Genomic DNA, 21,701 nt, shown 5'->3' with positions numbered 1-21,701 from the left:
GAACTCATGCTGGAACTGATTTGCAAACGTCTGCTGCTGGCCGTCCCGACGCTATTGCTGGTGAGCATGATGGTGTTCGGGCTGCAAAAGCTGCTGCCCGGCGACCCGCTGATTGCGATGGCCGGTGAGGAACGCGATCCGGCGGTGATCGCCCAGCTGCGCGCGGAGCTGAACCTGGATGCGCCGATCCCGGTTCAGTATTTCCACTGGCTGACGCGGGCGCTGCAGGGCGATCTGGGCGTCTCCTTGCGCACGCATGAGCCGGTGACCGAGCTTATCGCCAGCAAGCTGCCGGTTACGCTGGAGCTGTCGCTGCTGGCGATGATTATTGCGCTGGTGTTTGGCATCAGCATGGGGATCCTTGCGGCGGTGAACAAAAACAGCTGGGTCGATCACGGGGCGAACTTCGTGGCGATCTCGGGGATCTCTATTCCCCACTTCTGGCTGGGGATCCTGCTGATTCTGGTCTTCTCGGTGAACCTGCAGTGGCTGCCCGCGTCCGGCTACGTGCCGTTCAGTGAAGATCCGCTTCAGAACCTGCGCACGCTGCTGCTGCCTGCGTCCGTGCTCGGAACCGGGTTGGCGGCGACGCTGATGCGCCATACCCGCGCGTCGATGATTGCGGTGCTGAAAGCGGATTATATCCGTACCGCACGCGCCAAGGGGCTGCTGCCGAAGGCGGTCATTCTAAAGCACGCGTTTCGCAACGCGCTGGTGCCGGTGATCACCCTCACCACGCTGCTGTTCGGCGAGCTGCTGGGCGGCGCGGTGCTGACCGAGCAGGTGTTCACCATTCCGGGCTTCGGCAAGATGATCGTCGACTCGGTGTTCAACCGTGACTACGCGGTGGTGCAGGGCGTGGTGCTGATCGTGGCGATCGGCTTCCTGCTGCTCAACCTGCTGGCCGACGTGCTTTATGTCCTTATCAACCCGAAAATGCGAGGTTAACGATGGCGGAACTGACGACGCAAACCGTAGCCCCCGCGCTGCCGCGCGCGCAGAACCGGGTGCTGAAGAAATTCCTCGCCAATAAAAGCGCGGTGATTGGCGCGCTTGTGGTGGGTTTCTTTGTGCTGGTGGCGCTGCTGGCGCCGTGGATCGCCCCGTTTGACCCGGTTAAAGCCAACTTCCTCGCGGTGCGCAAAGCGCCGTCAGCGATGTACTGGTTCGGCACCGACGAGCTGGGGCGCGACATTTTGTCCCGCATAATCTGGGGGGCGCGAACCTCGCTGATGGCGGGCTGTATGTCGGTGGTTATCGCGGTGGTCATCGGCGTGCCGCTGGGGCTGGTGGCGGGCTACTTCCAGAAGATGTGGGACGGCGTCATCTCGCGCTTTATCGAGGCGCTGCTGGCCTGTCCGTTCCTGATCATGGCGATCGCGCTGGGGGCATTTTTAGGCCCGAGCCTGACCAACGCGATGATCGCCATCGGTCTTTCGGCGATGCCGATCTTCGCCCGCCTGACGCGCGGGCAGGTGATCGCCATTCGCAACGAAGAGTACATCGACGGCGCGCGGGCGATTGGCCTGCCGGATCGCTGGATCATCATTAAATACGTTCTGCCAAACGTGATGTCGCCGATCCTGGTTCAGGCCACGCTGGCCATTGCCTCGGCGATTATTGCCGAAGCCAGCCTGTCGTTTTTAGGGCTGGGGCAGCAGCCGCCCAATCCGTCCTGGGGGTCCATGCTCAATACCGCGAAAGGTTTCCTTGAGCAGGCGCCGTGGATGTCCGTTTTCCCCGGCGTGGCGATTTTCCTTGCCGTGCAGGGCTTTAATTTACTTGGCGACGGGCTGCGCGATGCGCTCGATCCGCGCCACGACTAAGGAGTCATGATGACCAAAGCGCTTGATTTTACATCCGGTTACGCTTCACGCCGCCCGCCGATGATGGGCCACAACGCCGTTGCCACTTCGCAGCCGCTGGCGGCGCAGGCGGGAATGAAAATGCTGCAGCTGGGTGGTAATGCCGTCGATGCGGCCATTGCCACCGCCATGGCGCTGACCGTTGTTGAGCCGACCGGCAACGGCATCGGCAGCGATGCCTTTGCCATCGTCTGGGACGGTGAAAAACTTCACGGCCTGAACGCGTCCGGGCGCTCGCCGGCCAGCTGGCATGCGGATCTGTTTGCCGGTAAAAGCGCAGTGCCGGAAATCGGCTGGGACGCGGTGACGGTGCCGGGTGCGGTGTCGGGCTGGGTGGCCCTGGCAGAACGCTTCGGCACGCTACCGCTGACCACGCTGGCGCAGCCTGCGATTGACTACGCGCGCAACGGCTTCCCGGTCTCGCCGCTGATTGGTCATCTCTGGCAGCGCGGCTATAACAAGCTGAAAGATCAGCCTGGCTTTAGCGCCTGCTTCGCGCCGGAAGGCCGCGCCCCGCGCGTGGGGGAGATCTTCCGTAACCCGGCGCAGGCACATTCGTTGGAGCTGATTGCCAAAACCAACGGTGAAGCCTTTTACCGTGGTGAGCTGGCGCAGAAAATCGCCGCCTTCGCCCAGGAGCACGGCGCGCACCTGTCAGCGGAAGATCTGGCAAACCATCGCGTGGACTGGGTTGAACTGCTGTCGCGCGACTTCGCGGGCGGCTCGGTACAGGAGCTGCCGCCAAACGGGCAGGGGATCGCCACGCTGATTGCACTCGGTATTCTGGAGCAGTGCGGCATTGAGAAACATCATCCGGACTCCGTGCAGTCTCTGCACTTATCCATTGAAGCCATGAAGCTGGCGCTGGCGGATCTCGACCGCTACGTGGCGGATGAAGAACATATGGAGTTCGCAGCAAAAGAGCTGCTGAGCGACCATTATCTGAAGTCGCGTGCGGCGCTTATCGATCGCGATAACGCCTCTGACTTTGTGTACGGTTCACCGACGCAGAGCGGCACGGTCTACATCAGCACCGCGGACGCCAGCGGGATGATGGTTTCGTTTATCCAGTCCAACTTTATGGGCTTCGGTTCAGGCATTGTGGTGCCGGATACCGGAATCAGCCTGCAAAACCGCGGCTGCGGCTTTGTGCTCGATCCCAAACACCCGAACGCGCTGGCGGGCAGCAAGCGTCCTTTCCACACCATCATTCCGGGCTTTGCGATGGACGGCAACGGCCAGCCGCTGATGTCCTTCGGCGTGATGGGCGGCCCGATGCAGGCGCAGGGGCACATGCAGATGGCGCTGCGCATTATGCTGCACGGGCAAAACCCGCAGGCGGCCATCGACGCGCCGCGCTGGCGCGTGGTGCAGGGCAGGGAGGTGATTGTTGAATCGACGTTCGATCGCAACACCATTGCCGCGCTGCGCGAGCGCGGGCATCAGATCGTGGTGGAAGATCCGCTCCAGGATTACAACTTCGGCGGTGCGCAGGTAATCTATCGTATGCCGGAGGGGCACTACGTGGCCGCGACGGAGAGCCGCAAAGACGGGCAGGCGTTAGTGAGTTAAAAGAAGCGAGCAACATTGGTAGGCCGGGTAAGGCGTAGCCGCCACCCGGCATTTTTTCACCCGATGCTAAACGGATCCGCATCCTGCCACGCCGGGAACTTCTCCCGATACTCCTTCAGCGCCGTCAACGACAGCTCCGCATCAATGCGCGTCGCCTGATGCGGCTCGGCGGTGGCAATAATCTCGCCCTGCGGGTTCACCACCCGGCTGTCGCCGCGGTAGTGGTGGCCGTTGCCGTCCGTCCCCACGCGGTTACAGCCTACCACGTACGCCTGGTTTTCAATCGCGCGAGCCACCAGCAGCGCCTGCCAGTGCAGCGAGCGCGGCGCGGGCCAGTTGGCGACGTACAGCGCCAGGTCGTAATCGTTGCGGTTGCGCGACCATACCGGGAAGCGCAGGTCGTAGCAGACCAGCGGCAGAATACGCCAGCCGCGCCACTCGAACACCACGCGCTCGTTACCGGCTTCATAATGATGATGTTCATCGGCCATGCGGAACAGGTGGCGTTTATCGTAAAAATGCACCTTTCCTTCCGGCTCAACCAGCAGGAAGCGGTTCACCGGGCCGCGTTCCGTCTGCAGTGCGGCGCTCCCGGCGATCAGCGCGTTGGTTTGCTGCGCTTTGGCATGCATCCAGGCGACCACCTCTTCCTGGGGCATCGACTGTTTCGCCGCTTCCATCGCGAAGCCGGTGGTAAACATCTCCGGCAGGACAATCACATCTCGCCCGGTAATCTCTTCCAGTTGACGATCAAAGTGGCGCAGGTTGGCGGGGCCATCCATCCACACTAAAGGCTGCTGCAAAATCGAAATCTTCAAACCAGGCACGATACAGACTCCTCAAACGACCCCTTTTTGACACTGTAGCACGTCATTACGAGAAAATGTGGCAATAAAAAACCCCGCACCGGGCGGGGTTTGTCAGAGCGAAGCGGGTTATGCCGCTTCAGGTTTGCGGTGCTTCTCCGGCAGCTTTACCGGCTGCGTCGCCAGTTCTTCCGGTTCGAAATCATCCACGTTAATACTGCGCAGACGGCTCTCTTCGGCTTTCACCAGCAGCGCAGCTTCGTCGTTATTGATAATGCCACCGGCCAGCGCCTGTTTCGCCAGTTCGTCCAGACGAGTAAACGGCAGGTTTTTACCCAGCTGTTTGCAGATTTTCTGGTGAATCGGGTCGGCGGCCATCACGTCCAGCAGCGCCTCTTCCAGCAGGCCCACCGGGTTATGCGGCGTTGGTGCCAGATACTGACCGCGGCCAATGCGGGAGCGGGTGGCGCTCGGAACCTGCAGGATCTTCGCCACCTTGTGGTCCAGCTTGTCGGACGGCGCCAGATGATGACGACCGGTCGGGAAGATCACCACGCGCAGGGCACCTGCCACGAAGCGGTTCGGGAAGTTCGCCAGCAGGTCGTCAATCGCCTGTTCCGCCTGATACATCGCATCCTGCACGCCCCAGTGCACCAGCGGCAGATCCGCTTCCTGACGGCCTTCGTCGTCGTAGCGTTTCAGCACCGCAGAGGCCAGGAAGATCTGGCTCAGCACGTCGCCCAGACGGGCGGAGATACGCTCGCGACGCTTCAGGCTACCGCCCAGCACCGCCATGGAAACGTCGGACAGCAGAGCCAGGTTGGCGCTCAGACGGTTCAGATGCTGGTAGTAACGTTTGGTCGCATCGCCGGTTGGCGTCGCACTGGTCAGGCCGCGCGTCAGGCCCAGCCAGAAGCTCCGTACCTTGTTGCTGCCCACGTGACCGATATGTTTGAACAGCAGCTTGTCGAAGGCGTCCACGTCGTTATTCTGCGCAGCGGCCATCTCTTCCAGCACGTACGGATGGCAGCGAATCGCACCCTGGCCGAAGATCATCATGCTGCGGGTCAGGATGTTGGCCCCTTCCACGGTGATGGCAATCGGTGCGCCCTGATAGCCGCGCGCCAGGAAGTTGCCTTCGCCGAGCATAATGCCTTTACCGCCCGCGATATCCATCGCGTCAATGATCGACTGCTGCGCGCGGTGGGTACAGTGGTACTTCACAATCGCGGACAGAACGGCCGGTTTTTCGCCCAGCATGATGCCGTAGGTAATCAGGGATGCAGCGGCGTCCATCACGTAGGCGTTGCCCGCGATGCGCGCCAGCGGCTCTTCGATACCTTCCATCTTGCCGATGGAGATTTTGAACTGACGGCGAATGTGGGCATAAGCGCCAATTCCCATCGCGACGGACTTCAGGCCGCCGGTTGAGTTCGACGGCAGGGTAATACCGCGACCCACCGACAGACATTCCACCAGCATGCGCCAGCCCTGACCGGCCATTTTCGGGCCGCCGATGATGTAGTCAATCGGCACAAAAATATCCTGCCCGCGGGTCGGACCGTTCTGGAACGGCACGTTCAGCGGGAAGTGACGACGGCCAATTTCCACACCCGGCGTCGAGGTTGGGATCAGCGCGCAGGTAATGCCCAGATCTTCTTCACCGCCCAGCAGTTTTTCCGGGTCGGAGAGCTTAAAGGCCAGGCCGAGCACGGTGGCGATAGGTGCCAGGGTGATATAGCGTTTGTTCCAGGTCAGGCGCATGCCCAGCACCTGCTGGCCCTGCCACTCGCCCATACAGACCACGCCAGTATCCGGGATTGCGCCTGCATCGGAGCCTGCTTCCGGGCTGGTCAGCGCGAAGCACGGGATTTCCTGACCGCGCGCCAGTCGCGGCAGATAGTGATCTTTCTGCTCTTCCGTACCGTAATGCTGCAGCAGTTCGCCCGGGCCTAAGGAGTTCGGTACGCCGACGGTAATCGCCAGGATCCCGGAGACGCCCGCCAGCTTTTGCAGCACGCGAGCCTGCGCGTAAGCGGAGAACTCAAGACCGCCGTACTCTTTCTTAATGATCATCGCGAAGAAGCGATGCTCTTTCAGGTACGCCCACAGCTCCGGCGGCAGGTCGGCCATTTCGTGGGTAATAGCAAAGTCGTTCGCCATGCGGCACGCTTCTTCCACCGGGCCGTCAATAAAGGCCTGTTCTTCGGCGGTCAGGCGCGGCTGCGGATAGTTGTGCAGCTTTTTCCAGTCCGGGTTGCCCTGGAACAGATCGCCTTCCCACCAGGTGGTGCCCGCATCAATCGCTTCTTTCTCGGTGCGCGACATCGGCGGCATCACTTTGCGGAAGCCTTTAAATACCGGCGCGGAGATCATCGACTTACGCATCGGGGCCAGGTTAAACGGCAGCAGAATGATGGCAAGAGGGACCAAAATCCAGATATTCCAGAGACCTGCGACGCCAAGCGCAGCCGTCCAGGCCAGAAGAATCAGGCTGCTCAGGAATAAACTGACGCGGTGATAGAACAACACACCGAGCAGTACAACGGTTGCGAGAATGCTCAAAATCATCATAAAGAAAAGCTCCCTTGCTTGTAGGAGGTCTGACCACTTGTGATGATATGGTTGTAGTTGATGTGAATTCCTTTAGCAATGTGTTTACAAAATAATTACAACCTGGTTCACATTGTTCGCGTTTTCGTCGGCACAAAAAATCAAAACGCCGGACGATTCGCATGGCTTTAGCTTCTCGCTTTTCCCGCTATCCGGTACACTCCACTGTGTTATTTCATCAATACTGAAGGATTATCCTCATGTACCAGGATCTTATTCGTAACGAACTGAACGAAGCGGCGGAAACGCTGGCGAACTTTCTGAAAGATGATGCCAATATTCACGCTATTCAGCGCGCGGCGGTCCTGCTGGCCGACAGTTTTAAGGCCGGTGGCAAAGTGCTCTCCTGCGGTAACGGCGGTTCCCACTGTGATGCCATGCACTTCGCCGAAGAGCTGACTGGACGCTATCGCGAAAACCGTCCGGGCTACCCGGCGATTGCGATTTCCGACGTGAGCCACATCTCCTGCGTAGGCAACGACTTCGGTTACGACCACATCTTTTCCCGCTACGTTGAGGCAGTAGGCCGTGAAGGTGACGTGCTGCTGGGTATCTCTACTTCCGGTAACTCCGCGAACGTGATCAAAGCGATCGCCGCCGCGCGTGAAAAAGGCATGAAGGTCATCACCCTGACCGGGAAAGATGGCGGTAAGATGGACGGTACGGCGGATATCGAAATTCGCGTTCCGCACTTCGGCTATGCAGATCGCGTTCAGGAAATTCACATTAAAGTGATCCACATCCTGATCCAGCTGATCGAAAAAGAGATGGTTAAGTAAGACTTCGCTGGGGGGCACCGGTGCCCCCCGCTGTTGTGGAGGTGATGTATGTGCGAACTGCTCGGGATGAGCGCCAATGTGCCAACCGATATCTGCTTTAGCTTCACCGGGCTGGTTCAGCGCGGTGGGGGAACCGGGCCGCATAAAGACGGCTGGGGCATCACCTTCTACGAAGGCAAAGGGTGTCGCACGTTCAAAGATCCACAGCCCAGTTTTAACTCACCGATTGCCAAACTGGTTCAGGACTATCCCATTAAATCCTGTTCGGTGATCGCGCATATTCGCCAGGCAAACCGCGGCGAAGTTGCGCTGGAAAATACCCATCCCTTTACCCGCGAGCTGTGGGGCCGTAACTGGACCTATGCGCACAACGGGCAGCTTACGGGCTATAAATCTCTGGAAACGGGTAACTTCCGTCCGGTGGGCGAAACGGACAGCGAGAAGGCCTTCTGCTGGCTGCTGCATAAGCTGACGGAACGTTATCCGCGCACGCCCGGCAATATGGCCGCCGTATTCAAATACATCGCGACGCTGGCAGCCGAATTGCGTGAAAAAGGCGTGTTTAACATGCTGTTGTCTGACGGACGCTACGTGATGGCGTTCTGCTCGACGAATCTCTTCTGGATCACGCGCCGCGCGCCGTTTGGCGTTGCTACGCTGCTCGATCAGGATGTGGAGATAGATTTTCAGAAAGAGACCACACCGAACGATGTGGTCACCGTTATTGCAACGCAGCCGCTGACGGGCAACGAAACCTGGCAAAAGATTATGCCAGGCGAGTGGGTGCTATTTTGTCTCGGGGACCGTGTAATTTGACGCCAGCTGCGGGTGGACGACTTCGTGGCTCAGCGGTTTGCTGACCACGTAACGGCCATCGACGATAGAGACTACCGGCGGCTTGTGGGTCTGCTCAAAGTAGTCGTAACCCGGCTTCAGCTGTTTCCAGAAATCGGCGTAGTAAGAGTACTTATGGCGCGCCATATTGGCATCGGTCATGCGGAACGGATAGATGCTGACCTGAACGTTAGGCTGCCCAAAGACCAGTGCGCCGGTTACGAACTGGAAAATCTCATCAATGCCGGAGTCGGTCATCGCGTAGCAGCCGACAGACACGCAGGCACCGTGGATCATCAGGTATTTCCCTTCATAACCGTGAGCACGGTCATAGGCGTTGGGGAAACCGATGTTGATGGCTTTATAGAAGCGGCTATCCGGTTTTAACTGGTTACGCTGAACGTTGTAAAAACCTTCCGGGCTTTTGAAATCGCCCTGACGCTGTTTCGGGCCCAGCCCGCCGGAATAGTTACAAATTTTGTAGCTATCAAGCAGCTGATATGTTTCGCCCATTTTTACAAACAGATCGAGCGTGCGCTCTTCCTTGAAGATTTGAATATAAACCGGGGATCCCATTAACTGCTGTTTATATTCTTTGCTGATCGGCGTGGTGGAGCTGTTGCTGCTGAGCAGCCCGGCAAACGACATGCACGGAATCAGAAGCATCGCAATGAACAATGCGATTTTACGCATACTACAAATTCCTTGATAAAACCTGGACTAACTTGCCAGGACGGCAAAAGAGACCCGAAATCAGATTATTCTGTTAGGTGCGCTCACATTAGCACCGCTATAGATTTTCGCAAGAGCCGGGCGGTGAGTTTACAAATTAGTTTTACTTTATAAACCATCAAAACTGCGCTGGCTCCAGGAACTTTGCGTAATAGCTCGCATTTTGGCGCGCCTGACCGTGGATCCCCTGCCCGAGAGAAGGGGAAAATGTTACACTTTGCGCCCACTGGATTGTTGTTTATGGAAACCTGCTAACCACATGTTTAAAATAAAAAAAGGACTTAATTTGCCGATTGCAGGCGTGCCTGAGCAGCACGTCTCGGGTGGCGCAAGCGTCCGTCATGTCGCAATTTTAGGTGACGATTATCTGGGAATGCGTCCTTCAATGCTGGTGCAGGAGGGCGATCGCGTGATCAAAGGGCAGGCGCTCTTTGAAGACAAAAAAAATCCCGGCGTCATGTTCACGGCCCCCGCCAGCGGCACCGTGGTAGCGATCAACCGCGGCGAGCGTCGCGTGCTGCAGTCGGTGGTAATCCGCATTGAAGGCGATGAACAGCGTGAGTTTGCTCGTTATGATGCGGCAGACCTCGCGACGCTTAGCCGCGAAGATGTGCAGGCTCAGCTGCTCGCGTCCGGCCTGTGGACGGCGCTGCGTACGCGTCCTTTCAGCAAATCCCCCGTTCCTGATACCGCCCCGGCTGCCATTTTCGTGACGGCCATCGACACCAACCCGCTCAGCGCAGACCCGCAGCCCATTATCCTGGCGCAGCGTAAAGCCTTTGATGCCGGGCTGACCGTTCTGACTCGCCTGACGCCCGGAAAAGTGCACGTTTGCCAGGCCAGCGGCGGCAAGCTTGGCGGCCATCCGCAGGGGCAGGTTACGTTTAATGAATTTTCCGGCCCGCATCCGGCGGGTCTGGTCGGGACTCATATCCACTTCCTTGAGCCGGTGAGCCTTAAAAAACAGGTCTGGCACCTTAATTATCAGGATGTCATTGCCATCGGTAAACTCTTTACGACGGGTGAACTCTGCGCTGAACGGATTATCGCTATCGGCGGGCCGCAGGCCGCAAACCCGCGTCTGGTTAAGACGCTTCTGGGAGCAGACATTAATGAACTGCTGGCAGGGGAAACGAAAGAGGGTGAAAACCGCCTCATTTCCGGTTCGGTACTCAGCGGCCGCCGCGCTGTCAATGCGCACGCGTACCTGGGACGTTTCCATCTTCAGGTGAGCGTCGTTCTGGAAGGGCGTGAGAAAGAGCTGTTCGGCTGGGTTCTGCCTGGTGCAGAAAAATACTCCGTCACCCGCACCACGCTTGGCCACTTTCTGCGTCATAAGCTCTTTAACTTCTCTACCAGCACAAACGGCGGCGAGCGCGCGATGGTTCCGATTGGCAACTACGAACGTGTAATGCCGCTGGATATTCTGCCTACCGTGCTGCTGCGCGATCTTCTGGCAGGCGATACCGACGGCGCGCAGGCGCTCGGTTGTCTGGAACTGGATGAAGAAGATCTGGCGCTCTGTACCTATGTGTGTCCGGGTAAATACGAATATGGACCCGTATTGCGCGAGGTGTTAACCCGCATTGAGCAGGAAGGATAACCATGGGATTAAAACACCTCTTTGAAAAAATTGAGCCGCACTTTACCGAAGGGAAGCTCAAAAAGTACTACCCGCTGTATGAAGCGACGACGACTATTTTCTACACTCCGGGTCTGGTGACGAAAGGGGCAGCGCACGTTCGCGATGCCATCGATCTGAAACGCATGATGATCCTGGTGTGGTTTGCGGTTTTCCCGGCCATGTTCTGGGGCATGTACAACGTTGGTCTGCAAACCATTCCGGCGCTGCATCACATGTACGACGCTCAGCAGCTGGCGCAGGTGATCCAGTCTGACTGGCACTATCGTCTGGCGCAGTCGCTGGGCGTGAGCTTTGCGGCTGATGCAGGCTGGGTCAGCATGATGACGCTGGGGGCCGTCTTCTTCCTGCCGATCTACATGACCGTCTTTATCGTGGGCGGCTTCTGGGAAGTGCTGTTCGCCATCATCCGCAAACACGAGATTAACGAAGGCTTCTTCGTGACCTCCATTCTGTTTGCGCTGATTGTTCCGCCCACGCTACCGCTCTGGCAGGCGGCAATGGGGATCAGCTTTGGCGTGGTGATTGCCAAAGAGATTTTCGGCGGCACCGGACGTAACTTCCTCAACCCGGCGCTGGCGGGGCGTGCGTTCCTGTTCTTTGCTTACCCGGCGCAGATTTCGGGCGACCTGGTGTGGACGGCTGCGGACGGTTTCTCCGGCGCGACGCCGCTTTCTCAGTGGGCGGCAGGCGGCGGCGAAACGCTGGTCAACAATGCTACGGGCCAGCCCGTAACCTGGTTCGACGCGTTTCTTGGCAACGTTCCGGGCTCTATTGGCGAAGTATCTACCCTGATGATTTTGATCGGCGGGGCCATCATCATCTTTGGCCGCGTGGCGTCCTGGCGCATCGTCGCGGGCGTTATGCTCGGCATGGTGCTTACTGCCACGCTGTTCAACCTCATTGGTTCAGACACGAACCCGATGTTCTCCATGCCGTGGTACTGGCACCTGGTGCTGGGAGGCTTTGCGTTTGGCATGATGTTCATGGCCACCGATCCCGTCTCGGCCTCCTTTACCGACAGGGGAAAATGGTGCTACGGCGCGCTCATTGGCGTGATGTGTGTACTGATTCGCGTGGTCAACCCGGCCTATCCGGAAGGGATGATGCTGGCCATTCTGTTTGCCAACCTGTTTGCGCCGCTGTTCGACTACCTGGTCGTGCGCGCCAACATTAAGCGGAGGAAGGCGCGTGGCTGAGGTTAAAAATAACGACAGCATCAGCAAAACGCTGCTGGTGGTTTTGGTACTGTGTCTGGTCTGTTCCATCGTGGTTGCCGGTTCCGCCGTAGGGTTAAAGCCGCTGCAGCAGGAACAGCGCGCGCTGGATAAACAGCGCAACATCCTGGCCGTGGCCGGGCTGATGCAGGAAGGCATGACGAAGGACGACGTCGCGGCCGTGTTTGCTGAACGCATTACCGCACGGCTGGTGGATTTAAAAACCGGCGAGCTGATGGATAAAGACCCGGCGAAATATAACCAGGCGCTGGCATTAAAGGATCCGCAGATGAGCACCGTGCTTGACGCCTCGCAGGATCCGGCTGGCATTAAGCGCCGCAGCAATGTCGCGGAAATTTACCTCGTCCGTGACGAGCAGAAGCGCATACAGGAAATCGTGTTGCCCATCTACGGCAACGGCTTATGGTCAATGATGTATGCGTTTGTGGCACTGGATACCGATGGCCGCACGGTCAAAGGTATTACTTATTACGACCAGGGCGAAACGCCGGGGCTGGGTGGCGAAGTGGAAAACCCTAACTGGCGTGCGCAGTTTATCGGTAAAAAAGTGCTCAATGATAACGGTCAGCCTGCGCTGAAGGTGGTGAAAGGAGGCGCGCGTCCTGGGGATGAATTCGCCGTTGACGGTCTTTCCGGCGCCACACTCACCTCTAACGGGGTGCAGCACAGTTTTGATTTCTGGATGGGTGAACTGGGCTTTGGTCCCTTCCTGAAGAACGTACGTGAAGGAGCGCTGAACAATGGCTGATACGGGTGAACTGAAAGAAGTTAAAAAAGTGCTGATTGGCCCACTTTTAGCCAATAACCCGATAACCCTGCAGGTGCTGGGTGTGTGCTCGGCTCTGGCGGTGACCACTAAGCTGGAAACGGCGGTGGTGATGACGCTGGCGGTAACGCTGGTGACGGCGTTTTCCAGCATGTTTATCTCGATGATCCGCCACCACATCCCCAACAGTGTGAGGATCATCGTGCAGATGGCGATCATCGCCTCGCTGGTGATCGTGGTCGATCAGCTGCTGCGCGCGTTCGCCTACGAAACCTCGAAGCAGCTTTCGGTGTTTGTCGGCCTGATTATCACCAACTGCATCGTGATGGGGCGCGCTGAAGCCTACGCCATGAAAATGCCGCCGCTGGCGAGCTTTATGGACGGTATCGGCAACGGCCTGGGCTACGGCGTGATCCTCCTGACGGTCGGTTTCCTGCGCGAGCTGATTGGCAGCGGCAAGCTGTTTGGCGTTCAGGTGCTGGATACGGTACAGAACGGCGGCTGGTATCTGCCGAACGGCCTGTTCCTGCTGGCCCCAAGCGCGTTTTTCATTATCGGTTTGCTGATCTGGCTGATTCGTACGTTGAAGCCTGAACAGCAGGAAAAGGAGTAACCGACAATGGCTCATTACCTGAGTTTATTTGTGCGCGCGGTGTTTGTTGAAAACATGGCGCTCGCCTTCTTCCTGGGCATGTGTACGTTCCTTGCCGTCTCTAAAAAGGTCTCGACGGCATTTGGCCTGGGCGTGGCGGTCACCGTTGTGCTGGGGCTTTCGGTTCCGATTAACAACCTGGTGTTCAACTTCGTGCTGCGGGACGGCGCGCTGGTGGAAGGCGTCGATCTTAGCTTCCTGAACTTCATCACCTTCATCGGGGTGATTGCGGCGCTGGTACAAATCCTGGAGATGATCCTCGATAAGTATTTCCCGTCGCTGTACAACGCGCTGGGGATCTTCCTGCCGCTGATCGCGGTGAACTGCGCCATCTTCGGTGGCGTCTCGTTTATGGTTCAGCGCGATTACAACTTCAGTGAATCGGTGGTGTACGGCTTCGGTTCCGGTATCGGCTGGATGCTGGCGATTGTCACCATGGCGGGGATCCGTGAAAAAATGAAATATGCCAACGTGCCTGCGGGGCTGCGTGGCTTAGGGATCACCTTTATCACCACCGGCCTGATGGCGTTGGGCTTTATGTCCTTCTCCGGTGTGCAGCTATAAGGGCTAACAGATGGAAATTATTCTTGGCGTGGTGATGTTCACGCTGATAGTACTGGTGCTGTCAGGGCTGATTCTGGCGGCGCGCGCAAAGCTGGTTAATTCCGGGGATGTGATCATTGATATCAATGACGATCCGCAGAACCAGATCCGCACTCCGGCAGGGGACAAATTGCTTAATACGCTCTCGGGCAACGGGATTTTTGTCTCGTCAGCCTGCGGTGGAGGCGGCTCATGCGGGCAGTGCCGTGTGACTGTGAAAGAGGGGGGCGGTGATATTCTGCCTACTGAACTGTCGCATATCACGAAGCGTGAAGCGAAAGAGGGGTGCCGCCTGGCGTGCCAGGTCGCGGTGCGTCAGAACATGAAGATTGAGCTGCCGGAAGAGATTTTCGGCGTGAAAAAATGGGAGTGCGAGGTTATCTCGAACGATAACAAAGCCACGTTCATTAAAGAGCTCAAGCTGCGTGTCCCTGAAGGGGAGAGCGTCCCGTTCCGTGCAGGTGGGTATATCCAGATTGAGTGTCCGGCGCACACCGTGGCCTATGCGGACTTCGACGTGCCCGATGAGTACCGGGCCGACTGGGATAAATTTAATCTCTTCCGCTTTGTTTCCGAGGTAAAAGAGCCCGCGCTGCGCGCCTATTCCATGGCTAACTACCCGGAAGAGAAGGGCATTATCATGCTCAACGTGCGTATCGCCACGCCGCCGCCAAACGTGCCTGACGCGCCGCCAGGCGTGATGTCGTCGTATATCTGGTCCCTTAAGCCAGGCGACAAAGTGACGATCTCCGGTCCGTTCGGCGAGTTTTTTGCTAAAGATACCGACGCGGAAATGGTCTTTATCGGCGGCGGTGCGGGTATGGCCCCTATGCGCTCGCACATCTTTGATCAGCTCAAGCGTCTCGGCAGCAAGCGTAAAATCAGCTTCTGGTACGGTGCGCGCTCGCTGCGCGAAATGTTCTACGACCATGAGTTTGAACAGCTGGCGCGTGAGAATCCGAACTTTACCTTCCACGTGGCGCTCTCCGATCCGCAGCCGGAAGATAACTGGACGGGCTATACGGGCTTCATCCACAACGTGCTGTATGAAAACTACCTCAAACAGCACCCGGCACCGGAAGACTGCGAGTTCTATATGTGTGGTCCGCCAATGATGAACGCCGCCGTGATCAAGATGCTCAAAGATCTCGGCGTGGAAGATGAAAACATCCTCCTTGATGATTTCGGAGGCTGATTATGTTGACCTTTCTGGCAACCTTTGCGGTGTTTTTGCTGGTGGTGTTCGGTATGTCTTTAGGCTGGATCATCAAGCGTAAAAGCATTCAGGGCAGCTGTGGAGGTATCTCTTCCATCGGAATGGAAAAGGTGTGCGACTGCCCCGAACCGTGCGATGCACGCAAAAAGCGCATGGCCCGGGATCAGCAGAGGATCATCTAGGAAAAGGCCGCTTCGTGCGGCCTTTATCATTTATTTTGCCCAGCTTTTGGCTTTGGCTGGTGAGTCTACAAGAACCCCTTCGGCACCCAGTGTTTTCGCCTTCTGGTAATCCTCTTCAGAGTTCACGCCGATAAAAATCAGATGGGCATTGCCCTGAGAGCGGAAGCAGTCAACGGCCTCTTTGTCCCACGTTAATGTTGCAGGAGAGACACCTTCGCCTAAGGTGAATTTCTCGACCACTTCTACTTTTCGGTTTAACTCAAGCCCATACCAGTAATCGTCCATTTTTTGTGAAGGAGGCAGGCATTCATGGCTCAACGAAATCGTGGCCAGACGCGTGCGGGTTTCGCTGCGCGTGACAAAGCGGGGGATTTCGACAGGCAATGCTTCCATATAGCGATCTTCGGTTGAATAAACGCGAACGCGATTCAGGCTGTTGGTCTCTTTCAGTACGTTAAGCAGCTTGCTGCCCATTGTCGCCGGATCGGCATCCGGCGATTTTATGTCAATGAAAAAACGCGTATTTGGCCAGGAGCTCAGCACCGACTTCAGCCTCGGTATCGGGGAATTAAGCAGGTTTTCCGGCAGGTCCTTATCTTTCCACTTCACGCTGGCATCCGCTTTTGCCAGTTCTTCAGCGGTATACTGTGACACCTTTCCCTGCAGATTGGTTAACGCTTTCAGATCGGCAGGTCGATAGAGAACCGGTACGCCATCCCGACTGAGCTGCACGGTAATCCAGACGATATCTGCTTTGTTTTCGAGGGCGAGCTTAATGGCTGGCAGGGTATTTTCAGGTGCATCCGCAGTCCCGCCCCGGTGGGCAACGATCGCAGGGCTAGCAGATGCAGCACTCGCCAGAAACAGTAACGAAATCGGGAGAATTTTCTTCATGAATAATTACGCTCCATTGATTGCCTAAGTGTGTGTATATAAAGGTTTTATTACGAATGTTTGTAACACGTTTATATGACAACCGTGAGTAAGGAAAATAGCTGACGCATTTTTTGCCTTTTGTTATACTGTATATAAATACATGTGTGGTATGACCGATGCGCAAAATAATCCATGTCGATATGGACTGCTTTTTTGCCGCAGTGGAGATGCGTGACAACCCGGCGCTGCGGGATATTCCCATCGCCATTGGCGGCAGCCGCGTTCAGCGCGGTGTGATCAGCACCGCCAACTATCCTGCACGCAAATTTGGCGTGCGCAGCGCCATGCCGACGGCGATGGCGCTGAAACTGTGTCCGCACCTTACTCTTTTGCCAGGGCGCTTTGACGCCTATAAAGAAGCCTCAAACCATATACGCGAAATCTTCTCCCGCTACACCTCACTGATTGAACCGCTTTCGCTGGACGAAGCCTATCTGGACGTCACCGACAGCCTGCATTGTCACGGCTCCGCTACCCTGATGGCGCAGGAGATCCGCCAGACCATTTTCAACGAGCTGAATCTCACCGCGTCGGCAGGCGTCGCGCCGGTAAAATTTCTCGCCAAAATTGCTTCCGATTTAAATAAACCCAACGGCCAGTACGTCATCACCCCTGAAGAGGTCCCGGCGTTTTTAAAAACGCTGCCGCTTGGCAAAATCCCCGGCGTAGGCAAAGTCTCCGCCGCGAAGCTGGAAAGTATGGGGTTACGCACCTGCGAAGACGTGCAGCGAAGCGACCTGGCTATGCTGCTCAAGCGCTTTGGGAAGTTTGGCCGCGTGCTGTGGGAGCGCAGTCAGGGCATTGACGACCGCGATGTAAACAACGAACGGCTTCGTAAATCGGTCGGGGTTGAGCGCACGCTGAGCGAAGACATCCATGACTGGTCGGAATGCGAAACCATTATTACGGAACAGCTCTATCCGGAGCTGGAGCGACGCCTGATCAAAGTAAAGCCTGATTTACTGATTGCCCGACAGGGCATCAAGCTGAAATTTAACGACTTTCAGCAGACGACGCAGGAGCACGTCTGGCCGCGCCTGAACAAAGAAGATCTTATCGCAACGGCGAAAAAGGCGTGGGAAGAACGACGAGGCGGACGAGGGGTGAGGCTGGTGGGACTGCACGTCACGCTGCTGGATCCGCAGCTGGAGCGTCAGCTGGTTTTGGGATTGTAGATTGCACTCATCGTGGGCCCGGCAAGCGTAGCGCCGCCGGGCAACAGACGACAAATTACTTCGCAGGGATCGCCTTCAGCAGTTCCGTCAACAGCGTCCAGTAATGACCGACGCTTTCAATATGAACCTGCTCATCTGGCGAGTGTGGACCGGTAATGGTTGGCCCGATGGAAACCATGTCCATGTCCGGATACGGCTTCTTAAACAGACCACATTCCAGACCCGCGTGGATCACCTGGATGTTCGGGGTGCTGTTGAACAGACGCTGATAAGTTTCACGCACCAGCGCCATCACCGGAGAGCTTGCATCCGGCTGCCAGCCAGGGTAGCTGCCTTTGGCGGAGGTTTTCGCGCCCGCCAGCGCACCCAGAGATTCCAGCATGCTTACTACATACTCTTTACCGCTGTCGATCAGGGAGCGGATCAGGCAGATAATTTCCGCGCTGTCGTCGCTCATGGTCACCACGCCCACGTTCAGAGAGGTTTCCACAACGCCTTTCGCCACGTCAGAATTGCGAATCACGCCGTTTGGCGTCGCGTTCAGCAGCTGAACGAAGCTGTCGCGAGACTGCGCGGTCAGGGCGGCTTTATCCGTAGACACGGATTCCAGCACCACGGTCAGGTTCTTCTCTTTCGCCGACAGTTCGTTTTTCAGGATATCCAGGTAGACGCTGGAGAGTTTTTTCAGCTCGTCCGCTTTCGCCGCTGGCACCGCCACGGTGGCAAAGGCTTCGCGTGGGATCGCGTTGCGCAGGGTGCCGCCGTTGAAGTCCACCAGACGCAGGTCCAGCTCGGCCGCGTGGCCCGCCAGGAAGCGTGCCAGCAGTTTGTTGGCGTTACCCAGGCCCAGGTGAATATCACCGCCGGAGTGACCGCCTTTCAGCCCTTTCAGCGTCAGCTTGAAGGTCTGGAAGCCCGCAGGAATCGCTTCGCGTGACAGCGGCAGGGTGGAGATGAAATCAATCCCGCCCGCGCAGCCCATGTAGATCTCACCTTCTTCTTCGGAGTCGGTGTTGATCAGGATATCTGCCTGCAGCCAGTTTGCCTGCAGACCGAACGCGCCGTCCATGCCCGCTTCTTCGGTCATGGTCAGCAGCACTTCCAGCGGACCGTGTTCAACGCTGTCGTCAGCCAGCACCGCCAGCGCAGAGGCCATACCGATGCCGTTGTCCGCGCCCAGGGTGGTGCCGCGCGCTTTTACCCAGTCGCCATCGATGTACGGCTGGATTGGGTCTTTAGTGAAGTCGTGAACGGTGTCGTTGTTTTTCTGTGGCACCATGTCCAGGTGCGCCTGCAGTACAACCGGTTTACGGTTTTCCATGCCTGCGGTAGCCGGTTTGCGGATCAGAATGTTGCCAACCTGGTCGCGCTCTGCGTGCAGACCTTTTTCCTTCGCCCAACCCATAATATGTTCGGCAAGCTGTTCTTCATGGTAGGAAGGGTGTGGAATGGAGCAAATTTTGGCAAAAATATCCCACAGCGGCTGCGGAGATAATTGAGACAGTTCAGACACGATAAGTCTCCTTGTCGAGGCGCTGCAAACAGGGTTGCAGGCCACAGGGTTAGCAGGTTAATAGTTACCACAAGACAGGCTTGCGAGATGCAACTGAGAATACCACTTTCTCTGCTGGCTGGTAGCATAAAGCATGTAAAAACTCAGGCAGGGAGCGCTAAACACTGGTTTTTAGTGCGCCAGATCTCTATAATCTCGCGCAACCTATTTCCCCCTCGAACACTTTTTAAGCCGTATAAAAACAGGCTGGGACACTTCACATGAGCGAAAAATACGTCGTCACCTGGGACATGTTGCAGATTCACGCACGCAAACTGGCTGCGCGTCTGATGCCTTCCGAACAGTGGAAAGGCATTATTGCCGTCAGCCGTGGCGGTCTGGTACCGGGGGCGCTGCTGGCACGTGAGCTGGGTATTCGTCATGTCGATACCGTCTGCATCTCAAGCTATGACCATGATAACCAGCGTGAGCTGAAAGTGCTGAAACGCGCTGAAGGCGACGGTGAAGGCTTCATCGTTATTGATGACCTGGTGGATACCGGCGGTACCGCGGTCGCTATTCGCGAAATGTATCCAAAAGCGCACTTCGTGACGATCTTCGCTAAGCCAGCGGGCCGCCCACTGGTTGACGATTACGTCATTGATATCCCCCAGGATACCTGGATTGAACAGCCGTGGGATATGGGCGTGGTCTTCGTGCCGCCTATCTCAGGCCGTTAATACCAGTACGTAACTTTACACGCCCGGCTATGCCGGGCGTTGTTCTTTTTGGCCTGCCACGCGTTACAATGGGCACTATATGACGTATCCATGGAGGCAACGCAATGACGCAGGCAAATCTCACCGAGACGCTTTTCAAACCCCGTTTCAAACACCCTGAAACGTCGACGCTGGTCCGTCGGTTTAATCCGGGAACCATGCCTGCCGTCCAGTCTGCGTTAGACGGTAAAAACGTGCCCCACTGGTATCGCATGATTAACCGCCTGATGTGGATCTGGCGCGGTATCGATCCCCGTGAAATCCTCGACGTGCAGGCGCGTATCGTAATGAGCGAGTCGGAGCGTACCGACAGCGAGCTCTACGACACGGTGGTCGGCTACCGGGGCGGGAACTGGATTTACGAATGGTCTAAACAGGCGATGCTCTGGCAGCAAAAAGCCAGCCAGGAAGAGGATGCCACGCGAAGCGGCAAGCACTGGCTGCACGCGGCCAACCTCTACGCCATCGCCGCCTATCCGCATTTGAAAGGGGATGAGCTGGCCGAGCAGGCTCAGGCGCTGGCGAATCGTGCCTATGAGGAGGCTGCTCAACGTCTGCCGGGTCAGATGCGCGAGCTTGAGTTCGCCGTTCCGGGCGGTGCGCCCGTCACCGGGTTCCTGCACATGCCTGAAGGCGACGGCCCGTTCCCGACCGTGCTAATGTGCGGCGGGCTGGATTCCCTGCAAATCGACTATTACAGCCTGTATGAGCGCTACTTCGCACCAAAAGGGATCGCGATGCTGACGCTCGATATGCCTTCTATTGGATTCTCATCGAAGTGGAAGTTAACGCAGGATTCGAGCCTGCTGCACCAGCATGCGCTTAAAGCGCTGGAAAATGTTCCGTGGGTTGACCACACCCGCGTCGCGGCGTTCGGCTTCCGTTTTGGTGCCAACGTTGCGGTGCGTCTGGCTTACCTTGAATCTTCACGTCTGAAGGCCGTCGCCTGCCTGGGCCCGGTGGTTCATGCCCTGCTCAGCGATCCTGCCCGTCAGGGCAGCGTGCCGGAGATGTATCTGGACGTCCTTGCCAGTCGACTTGGCATGCATGATGCCTCAGACGAAGCGCTGCGCGTTGAGCTCAATCGCTACTCGTTAAAAACGCAAGGGTTGCTGGGACGCCGTTGCCCGACGCCGATGCTGTCCGGTTTCTGGAAAAACGATCCGTTCAGCCCGGAGGAAGAGTCACGCTTAATCACTTCGTCATCTGCGGATGGCAAATTGCTTGAGGTGCCGTTCAGCCCGGTGTATCAGAATTTTGACAAAGCCTTGAAAGAGATCACGCGCTGGATCGCCCAGAGAGTGTGTTAATAGATTGCTAAATTTCGCTGGTTTGGTAAAACAGTGGCTTCACAAAAGGAGATCGCAATGACGTTACCGAGTGGACACCCGAAAAGTAGGCTGATTAAGAAATTTATGGCTCTCGGCCCGTATATTCGAGAAGAGCAGTGTGAAGAGAATCGCTTTTTTTTCGACTGCCTGGCTGTATGCGTCAACGTGAAGCCTGCACCCGAAAAACGTGAATTCTGGGGCTGGTGGATGGAAATGGAAGCAGAGGAGAAACGTTTTACGTATAGCTATCAGTTTGGCCTGTTTAACAAAGACGGCAACTGGCAGGCTACTACCATCAAAGATCAGGAAGTGATCGATCGCCTGGAATACACCCTGAAAGAGTTCCACGACAAAGCGAGCGCGCTGCTGGCCACCCTGGACCTTAAGTTCGAGCCAGCGGATGACTTTTCCAGCGAAGCGGTGAAGCTGACCGCGTAATGGTTTCTCCCTCTTCCTGTGGAAGAGGGCCGGGGTGAGGGCAGGAGACC

At 57.0% G+C, this 21,701-nt stretch carries 21 protein-coding genes; 16 read left to right on the top strand and 5 right to left on the bottom strand.

What is annotated here, in order from left to right; all coding sequences use genetic code 11:
* Positions 1-6: 6 nt before the first annotated feature.
* Genes HBA26_RS13695 through HBA26_RS13685 form a run of 3 tightly spaced genes read left to right on the top strand, consistent with a single transcriptional unit; the run spans position 7 to position 3,437 of the window.
* Entirely contained in the window at positions 7-948 is a 942-nt protein-coding gene (locus HBA26_RS13695; protein WP_028012068.1) for an ABC transporter permease, read from the top strand.
* Positions 949-950: 2 nt separating this feature from the next.
* Positions 951-1,826 carry an ABC transporter permease gene (locus HBA26_RS13690; RefSeq protein ID WP_028012069.1) on the top strand — a complete coding sequence of 292 codons (876 nt, stop codon included), beginning with the start codon at positions 951-953 and terminating at the stop codon, positions 1,824-1,826.
* A gap of 9 nt (positions 1,827-1,835) precedes the next feature.
* Positions 1,836-3,437, top strand: a complete 1,602-nt coding sequence (locus tag HBA26_RS13685) for a gamma-glutamyltransferase family protein (RefSeq protein ID WP_059357368.1) — start codon at positions 1,836-1,838, stop codon at positions 3,435-3,437.
* 56 nt (positions 3,438-3,493) lie between these two features.
* On the opposite strand, the gene HBA26_RS13680 is transcribed toward HBA26_RS13685, so the two are convergent.
* Complete coding sequence (locus HBA26_RS13680) at positions 3,494-4,264, bottom strand: amidohydrolase (RefSeq protein WP_041911141.1); 771 nt, start codon at positions 4,262-4,264, stop codon at positions 3,494-3,496.
* Positions 4,265-4,372: 108 nt separating this feature from the next.
* Positions 4,373-6,817 (bottom strand): acyl-CoA dehydrogenase FadE, encoded by a 2,445-nt coding sequence (fadE, locus tag HBA26_RS13675; protein WP_028012072.1) that lies wholly within the window; start codon positions 6,815-6,817, stop codon positions 4,373-4,375.
* A gap of 239 nt (positions 6,818-7,056) precedes the next feature.
* On the opposite strand from fadE, the gene lpcA reads away from it, so the two are divergent.
* Both lpcA and HBA26_RS13665 read left to right on the top strand, forming a co-directional pair.
* Positions 7,057-7,635 (top strand): D-sedoheptulose 7-phosphate isomerase, encoded by a 579-nt coding sequence (gene lpcA, locus HBA26_RS13670; RefSeq protein ID WP_003863232.1) that lies wholly within the window; start codon positions 7,057-7,059, stop codon positions 7,633-7,635.
* Between the two features lie 48 nt (positions 7,636-7,683).
* Positions 7,684-8,451 carry a class II glutamine amidotransferase gene (locus HBA26_RS13665; protein ID WP_028012073.1) on the top strand — a complete coding sequence of 256 codons (768 nt, stop codon included), beginning with the start codon at positions 7,684-7,686 and terminating at the stop codon, positions 8,449-8,451.
* Here the strand turns inward: HBA26_RS13665 and dpaA are convergent.
* A complete protein-coding gene (dpaA, locus tag HBA26_RS13660; protein WP_041911140.1) occupies positions 8,422-9,162 on the bottom strand; it encodes a peptidoglycan meso-diaminopimelic acid protein amidase in 741 nt (246 codons plus the stop codon). The two genes, HBA26_RS13665 and dpaA, sit on opposite strands and share 30 nt — an antisense overlap.
* A 298-nt stretch (positions 9,163-9,460) precedes the next feature.
* Here dpaA and HBA26_RS13655 point away from each other — a divergent pair, with 298 nt between their 5' ends.
* From HBA26_RS13655 to nqrM, 7 genes are read left to right on the top strand one after another with little or no spacing between them, the layout of a single operon-like run.
* On the top strand, positions 9,461-10,804 hold the full coding sequence (locus tag HBA26_RS13655; protein WP_100170714.1) for a Na(+)-translocating NADH-quinone reductase subunit A: 1,344 nt from the start codon (positions 9,461-9,463) through the stop codon (positions 10,802-10,804).
* Positions 10,805-10,806: 2 nt separating this feature from the next.
* The gene (locus HBA26_RS13650) at positions 10,807-12,042 is read left to right on the top strand and encodes an NADH:ubiquinone reductase (Na(+)-transporting) subunit B (RefSeq protein ID WP_126345151.1); all 1,236 of its coding nucleotides are present in this window, start codon (positions 10,807-10,809) and stop codon (positions 12,040-12,042) included.
* The gene (locus tag HBA26_RS13645; protein ID WP_041911137.1) at positions 12,035-12,829 is read left to right on the top strand and encodes a Na(+)-translocating NADH-quinone reductase subunit C; all 795 of its coding nucleotides are present in this window, start codon (positions 12,035-12,037) and stop codon (positions 12,827-12,829) included. Before HBA26_RS13650 ends, HBA26_RS13645 begins: the two co-directional genes overlap by 8 nt.
* Positions 12,822-13,460 (top strand): NADH:ubiquinone reductase (Na(+)-transporting) subunit D, encoded by a 639-nt coding sequence (locus HBA26_RS13640; RefSeq protein ID WP_028012078.1) that lies wholly within the window; start codon positions 12,822-12,824, stop codon positions 13,458-13,460. Before HBA26_RS13645 ends, HBA26_RS13640 begins: the two co-directional genes overlap by 8 nt.
* 6 nt (positions 13,461-13,466) lie before the next feature.
* Entirely contained in the window at positions 13,467-14,063 is a 597-nt protein-coding gene (gene nqrE, locus HBA26_RS13635; RefSeq protein ID WP_003863217.1) for an NADH:ubiquinone reductase (Na(+)-transporting) subunit E, read from the top strand.
* A 10-nt stretch (positions 14,064-14,073) separates the two neighbouring features.
* Positions 14,074-15,297, top strand: coding sequence for an NADH:ubiquinone reductase (Na(+)-transporting) subunit F (gene nqrF / locus HBA26_RS13630; RefSeq protein ID WP_059357365.1), 1,224 nt, complete (start codon positions 14,074-14,076; stop codon positions 15,295-15,297).
* A 2-nt stretch (positions 15,298-15,299) separates the two neighbouring features.
* Positions 15,300-15,500, top strand: coding sequence for a (Na+)-NQR maturation NqrM (gene nqrM, locus HBA26_RS13625; protein ID WP_041911135.1), 201 nt, complete (start codon positions 15,300-15,302; stop codon positions 15,498-15,500).
* A gap of 30 nt (positions 15,501-15,530) precedes the next feature.
* Here the strand turns inward: nqrM and HBA26_RS13620 are convergent, their stop codons facing one another.
* The gene (locus tag HBA26_RS13620) at positions 15,531-16,394 is read right to left on the bottom strand and encodes a glycerophosphodiester phosphodiesterase family protein (protein ID WP_126345150.1); all 864 of its coding nucleotides are present in this window, start codon (positions 16,392-16,394) and stop codon (positions 15,531-15,533) included.
* A 158-nt stretch (positions 16,395-16,552) separates the two neighbouring features.
* Here HBA26_RS13620 and dinB point away from each other — a divergent pair, with 158 nt between their 5' ends.
* Positions 16,553-17,611, top strand: a complete 1,059-nt coding sequence (gene dinB, locus HBA26_RS13615) for a DNA polymerase IV (RefSeq protein WP_041911133.1) — start codon at positions 16,553-16,555, stop codon at positions 17,609-17,611.
* 55 nt (positions 17,612-17,666) lie between these two features.
* Here the strand turns inward: dinB and pepD are convergent, their stop codons facing one another.
* Positions 17,667-19,124 (bottom strand): cytosol nonspecific dipeptidase, encoded by a 1,458-nt coding sequence (pepD, locus tag HBA26_RS13610; RefSeq protein WP_045630671.1) that lies wholly within the window; start codon positions 19,122-19,124, stop codon positions 17,667-17,669.
* A gap of 260 nt (positions 19,125-19,384) precedes the next feature.
* Between pepD and gpt the strand changes: the two genes are divergently transcribed.
* The 3 genes from gpt to crl all read left to right on the top strand — a co-directional run bounded on the left by gpt (position 19,385) and on the right by crl (position 21,651).
* Complete coding sequence (gpt, locus tag HBA26_RS13605) at positions 19,385-19,843, top strand: xanthine phosphoribosyltransferase (RefSeq protein ID WP_003863205.1); 459 nt, start codon at positions 19,385-19,387, stop codon at positions 19,841-19,843.
* Positions 19,844-19,947: 104 nt separating this feature from the next.
* Entirely contained in the window at positions 19,948-21,192 is a 1,245-nt protein-coding gene (gene frsA / locus HBA26_RS13600; protein ID WP_028012084.1) for an esterase FrsA, read from the top strand.
* A 57-nt stretch (positions 21,193-21,249) separates the two neighbouring features.
* On the top strand, positions 21,250-21,651 hold the full coding sequence (gene crl / locus HBA26_RS13595) for a sigma factor-binding protein Crl (protein WP_008500249.1): 402 nt from the start codon (positions 21,250-21,252) through the stop codon (positions 21,649-21,651).
* The last annotated feature ends 50 nt before the right edge of the window (positions 21,652-21,701 follow it).

Source organism: Enterobacter sp. 725m/11 (assembly GCF_011683705.1).
GTDB classification, from domain to species: domain Bacteria; phylum Pseudomonadota; class Gammaproteobacteria; order Enterobacterales; family Enterobacteriaceae; genus Enterobacter; species Enterobacter bugandensis.
This window is presented reverse-complemented; position numbering and strand designations above follow the sequence as displayed.

Excerpts from the sequence above, each read along its gene's own strand:
- HBA26_RS13695 (WP_028012068.1), top strand. The coding sequence starts at position 7 with ATGCTGGAACTGATTTGCAAACGTCTGCTGCTGGCCGTCCCGACGCTA.
- HBA26_RS13690 (WP_028012069.1), top strand. The coding sequence starts at position 951 with ATGGCGGAACTGACGACGCAAACCGTAGCCCCCGCGCTGCCGCGCGCG.
- HBA26_RS13685 (WP_059357368.1), top strand. The coding sequence starts at position 1,836 with ATGACCAAAGCGCTTGATTTTACATCCGGTTACGCTTCACGCCGCCCG.
- fadE (WP_028012072.1), bottom strand. The coding sequence starts at position 6,817 with ATGATGATTTTGAGCATTCTCGCAACCGTTGTACTGCTCGGTGTGTTG.
- lpcA (WP_003863232.1), top strand. The coding sequence starts at position 7,057 with ATGTACCAGGATCTTATTCGTAACGAACTGAACGAAGCGGCGGAAACG.
- HBA26_RS13665 (WP_028012073.1), top strand. The coding sequence starts at position 7,684 with ATGTGCGAACTGCTCGGGATGAGCGCCAATGTGCCAACCGATATCTGC.
- dpaA (WP_041911140.1), bottom strand. The coding sequence starts at position 9,162 with ATGCGTAAAATCGCATTGTTCATTGCGATGCTTCTGATTCCGTGCATG.
- HBA26_RS13655 (WP_100170714.1), top strand. The coding sequence starts at position 9,461 with ATGTTTAAAATAAAAAAAGGACTTAATTTGCCGATTGCAGGCGTGCCT.
- HBA26_RS13650 (WP_126345151.1), top strand. The coding sequence starts at position 10,807 with ATGGGATTAAAACACCTCTTTGAAAAAATTGAGCCGCACTTTACCGAA.
- HBA26_RS13640 (WP_028012078.1), top strand. The coding sequence starts at position 12,822 with ATGGCTGATACGGGTGAACTGAAAGAAGTTAAAAAAGTGCTGATTGGC.
- nqrE (WP_003863217.1), top strand. The coding sequence starts at position 13,467 with ATGGCTCATTACCTGAGTTTATTTGTGCGCGCGGTGTTTGTTGAAAAC.
- nqrF (WP_059357365.1), top strand. The coding sequence starts at position 14,074 with ATGGAAATTATTCTTGGCGTGGTGATGTTCACGCTGATAGTACTGGTG.
- nqrM (WP_041911135.1), top strand. The coding sequence starts at position 15,300 with ATGTTGACCTTTCTGGCAACCTTTGCGGTGTTTTTGCTGGTGGTGTTC.
- HBA26_RS13620 (WP_126345150.1), bottom strand. The coding sequence starts at position 16,394 with ATGAAGAAAATTCTCCCGATTTCGTTACTGTTTCTGGCGAGTGCTGCA.
- dinB (WP_041911133.1), top strand. The coding sequence starts at position 16,553 with ATGCGCAAAATAATCCATGTCGATATGGACTGCTTTTTTGCCGCAGTG.
- gpt (WP_003863205.1), top strand. The coding sequence starts at position 19,385 with ATGAGCGAAAAATACGTCGTCACCTGGGACATGTTGCAGATTCACGCA.
- frsA (WP_028012084.1), top strand. The coding sequence starts at position 19,948 with ATGACGCAGGCAAATCTCACCGAGACGCTTTTCAAACCCCGTTTCAAA.
- crl (WP_008500249.1), top strand. The coding sequence starts at position 21,250 with ATGACGTTACCGAGTGGACACCCGAAAAGTAGGCTGATTAAGAAATTT.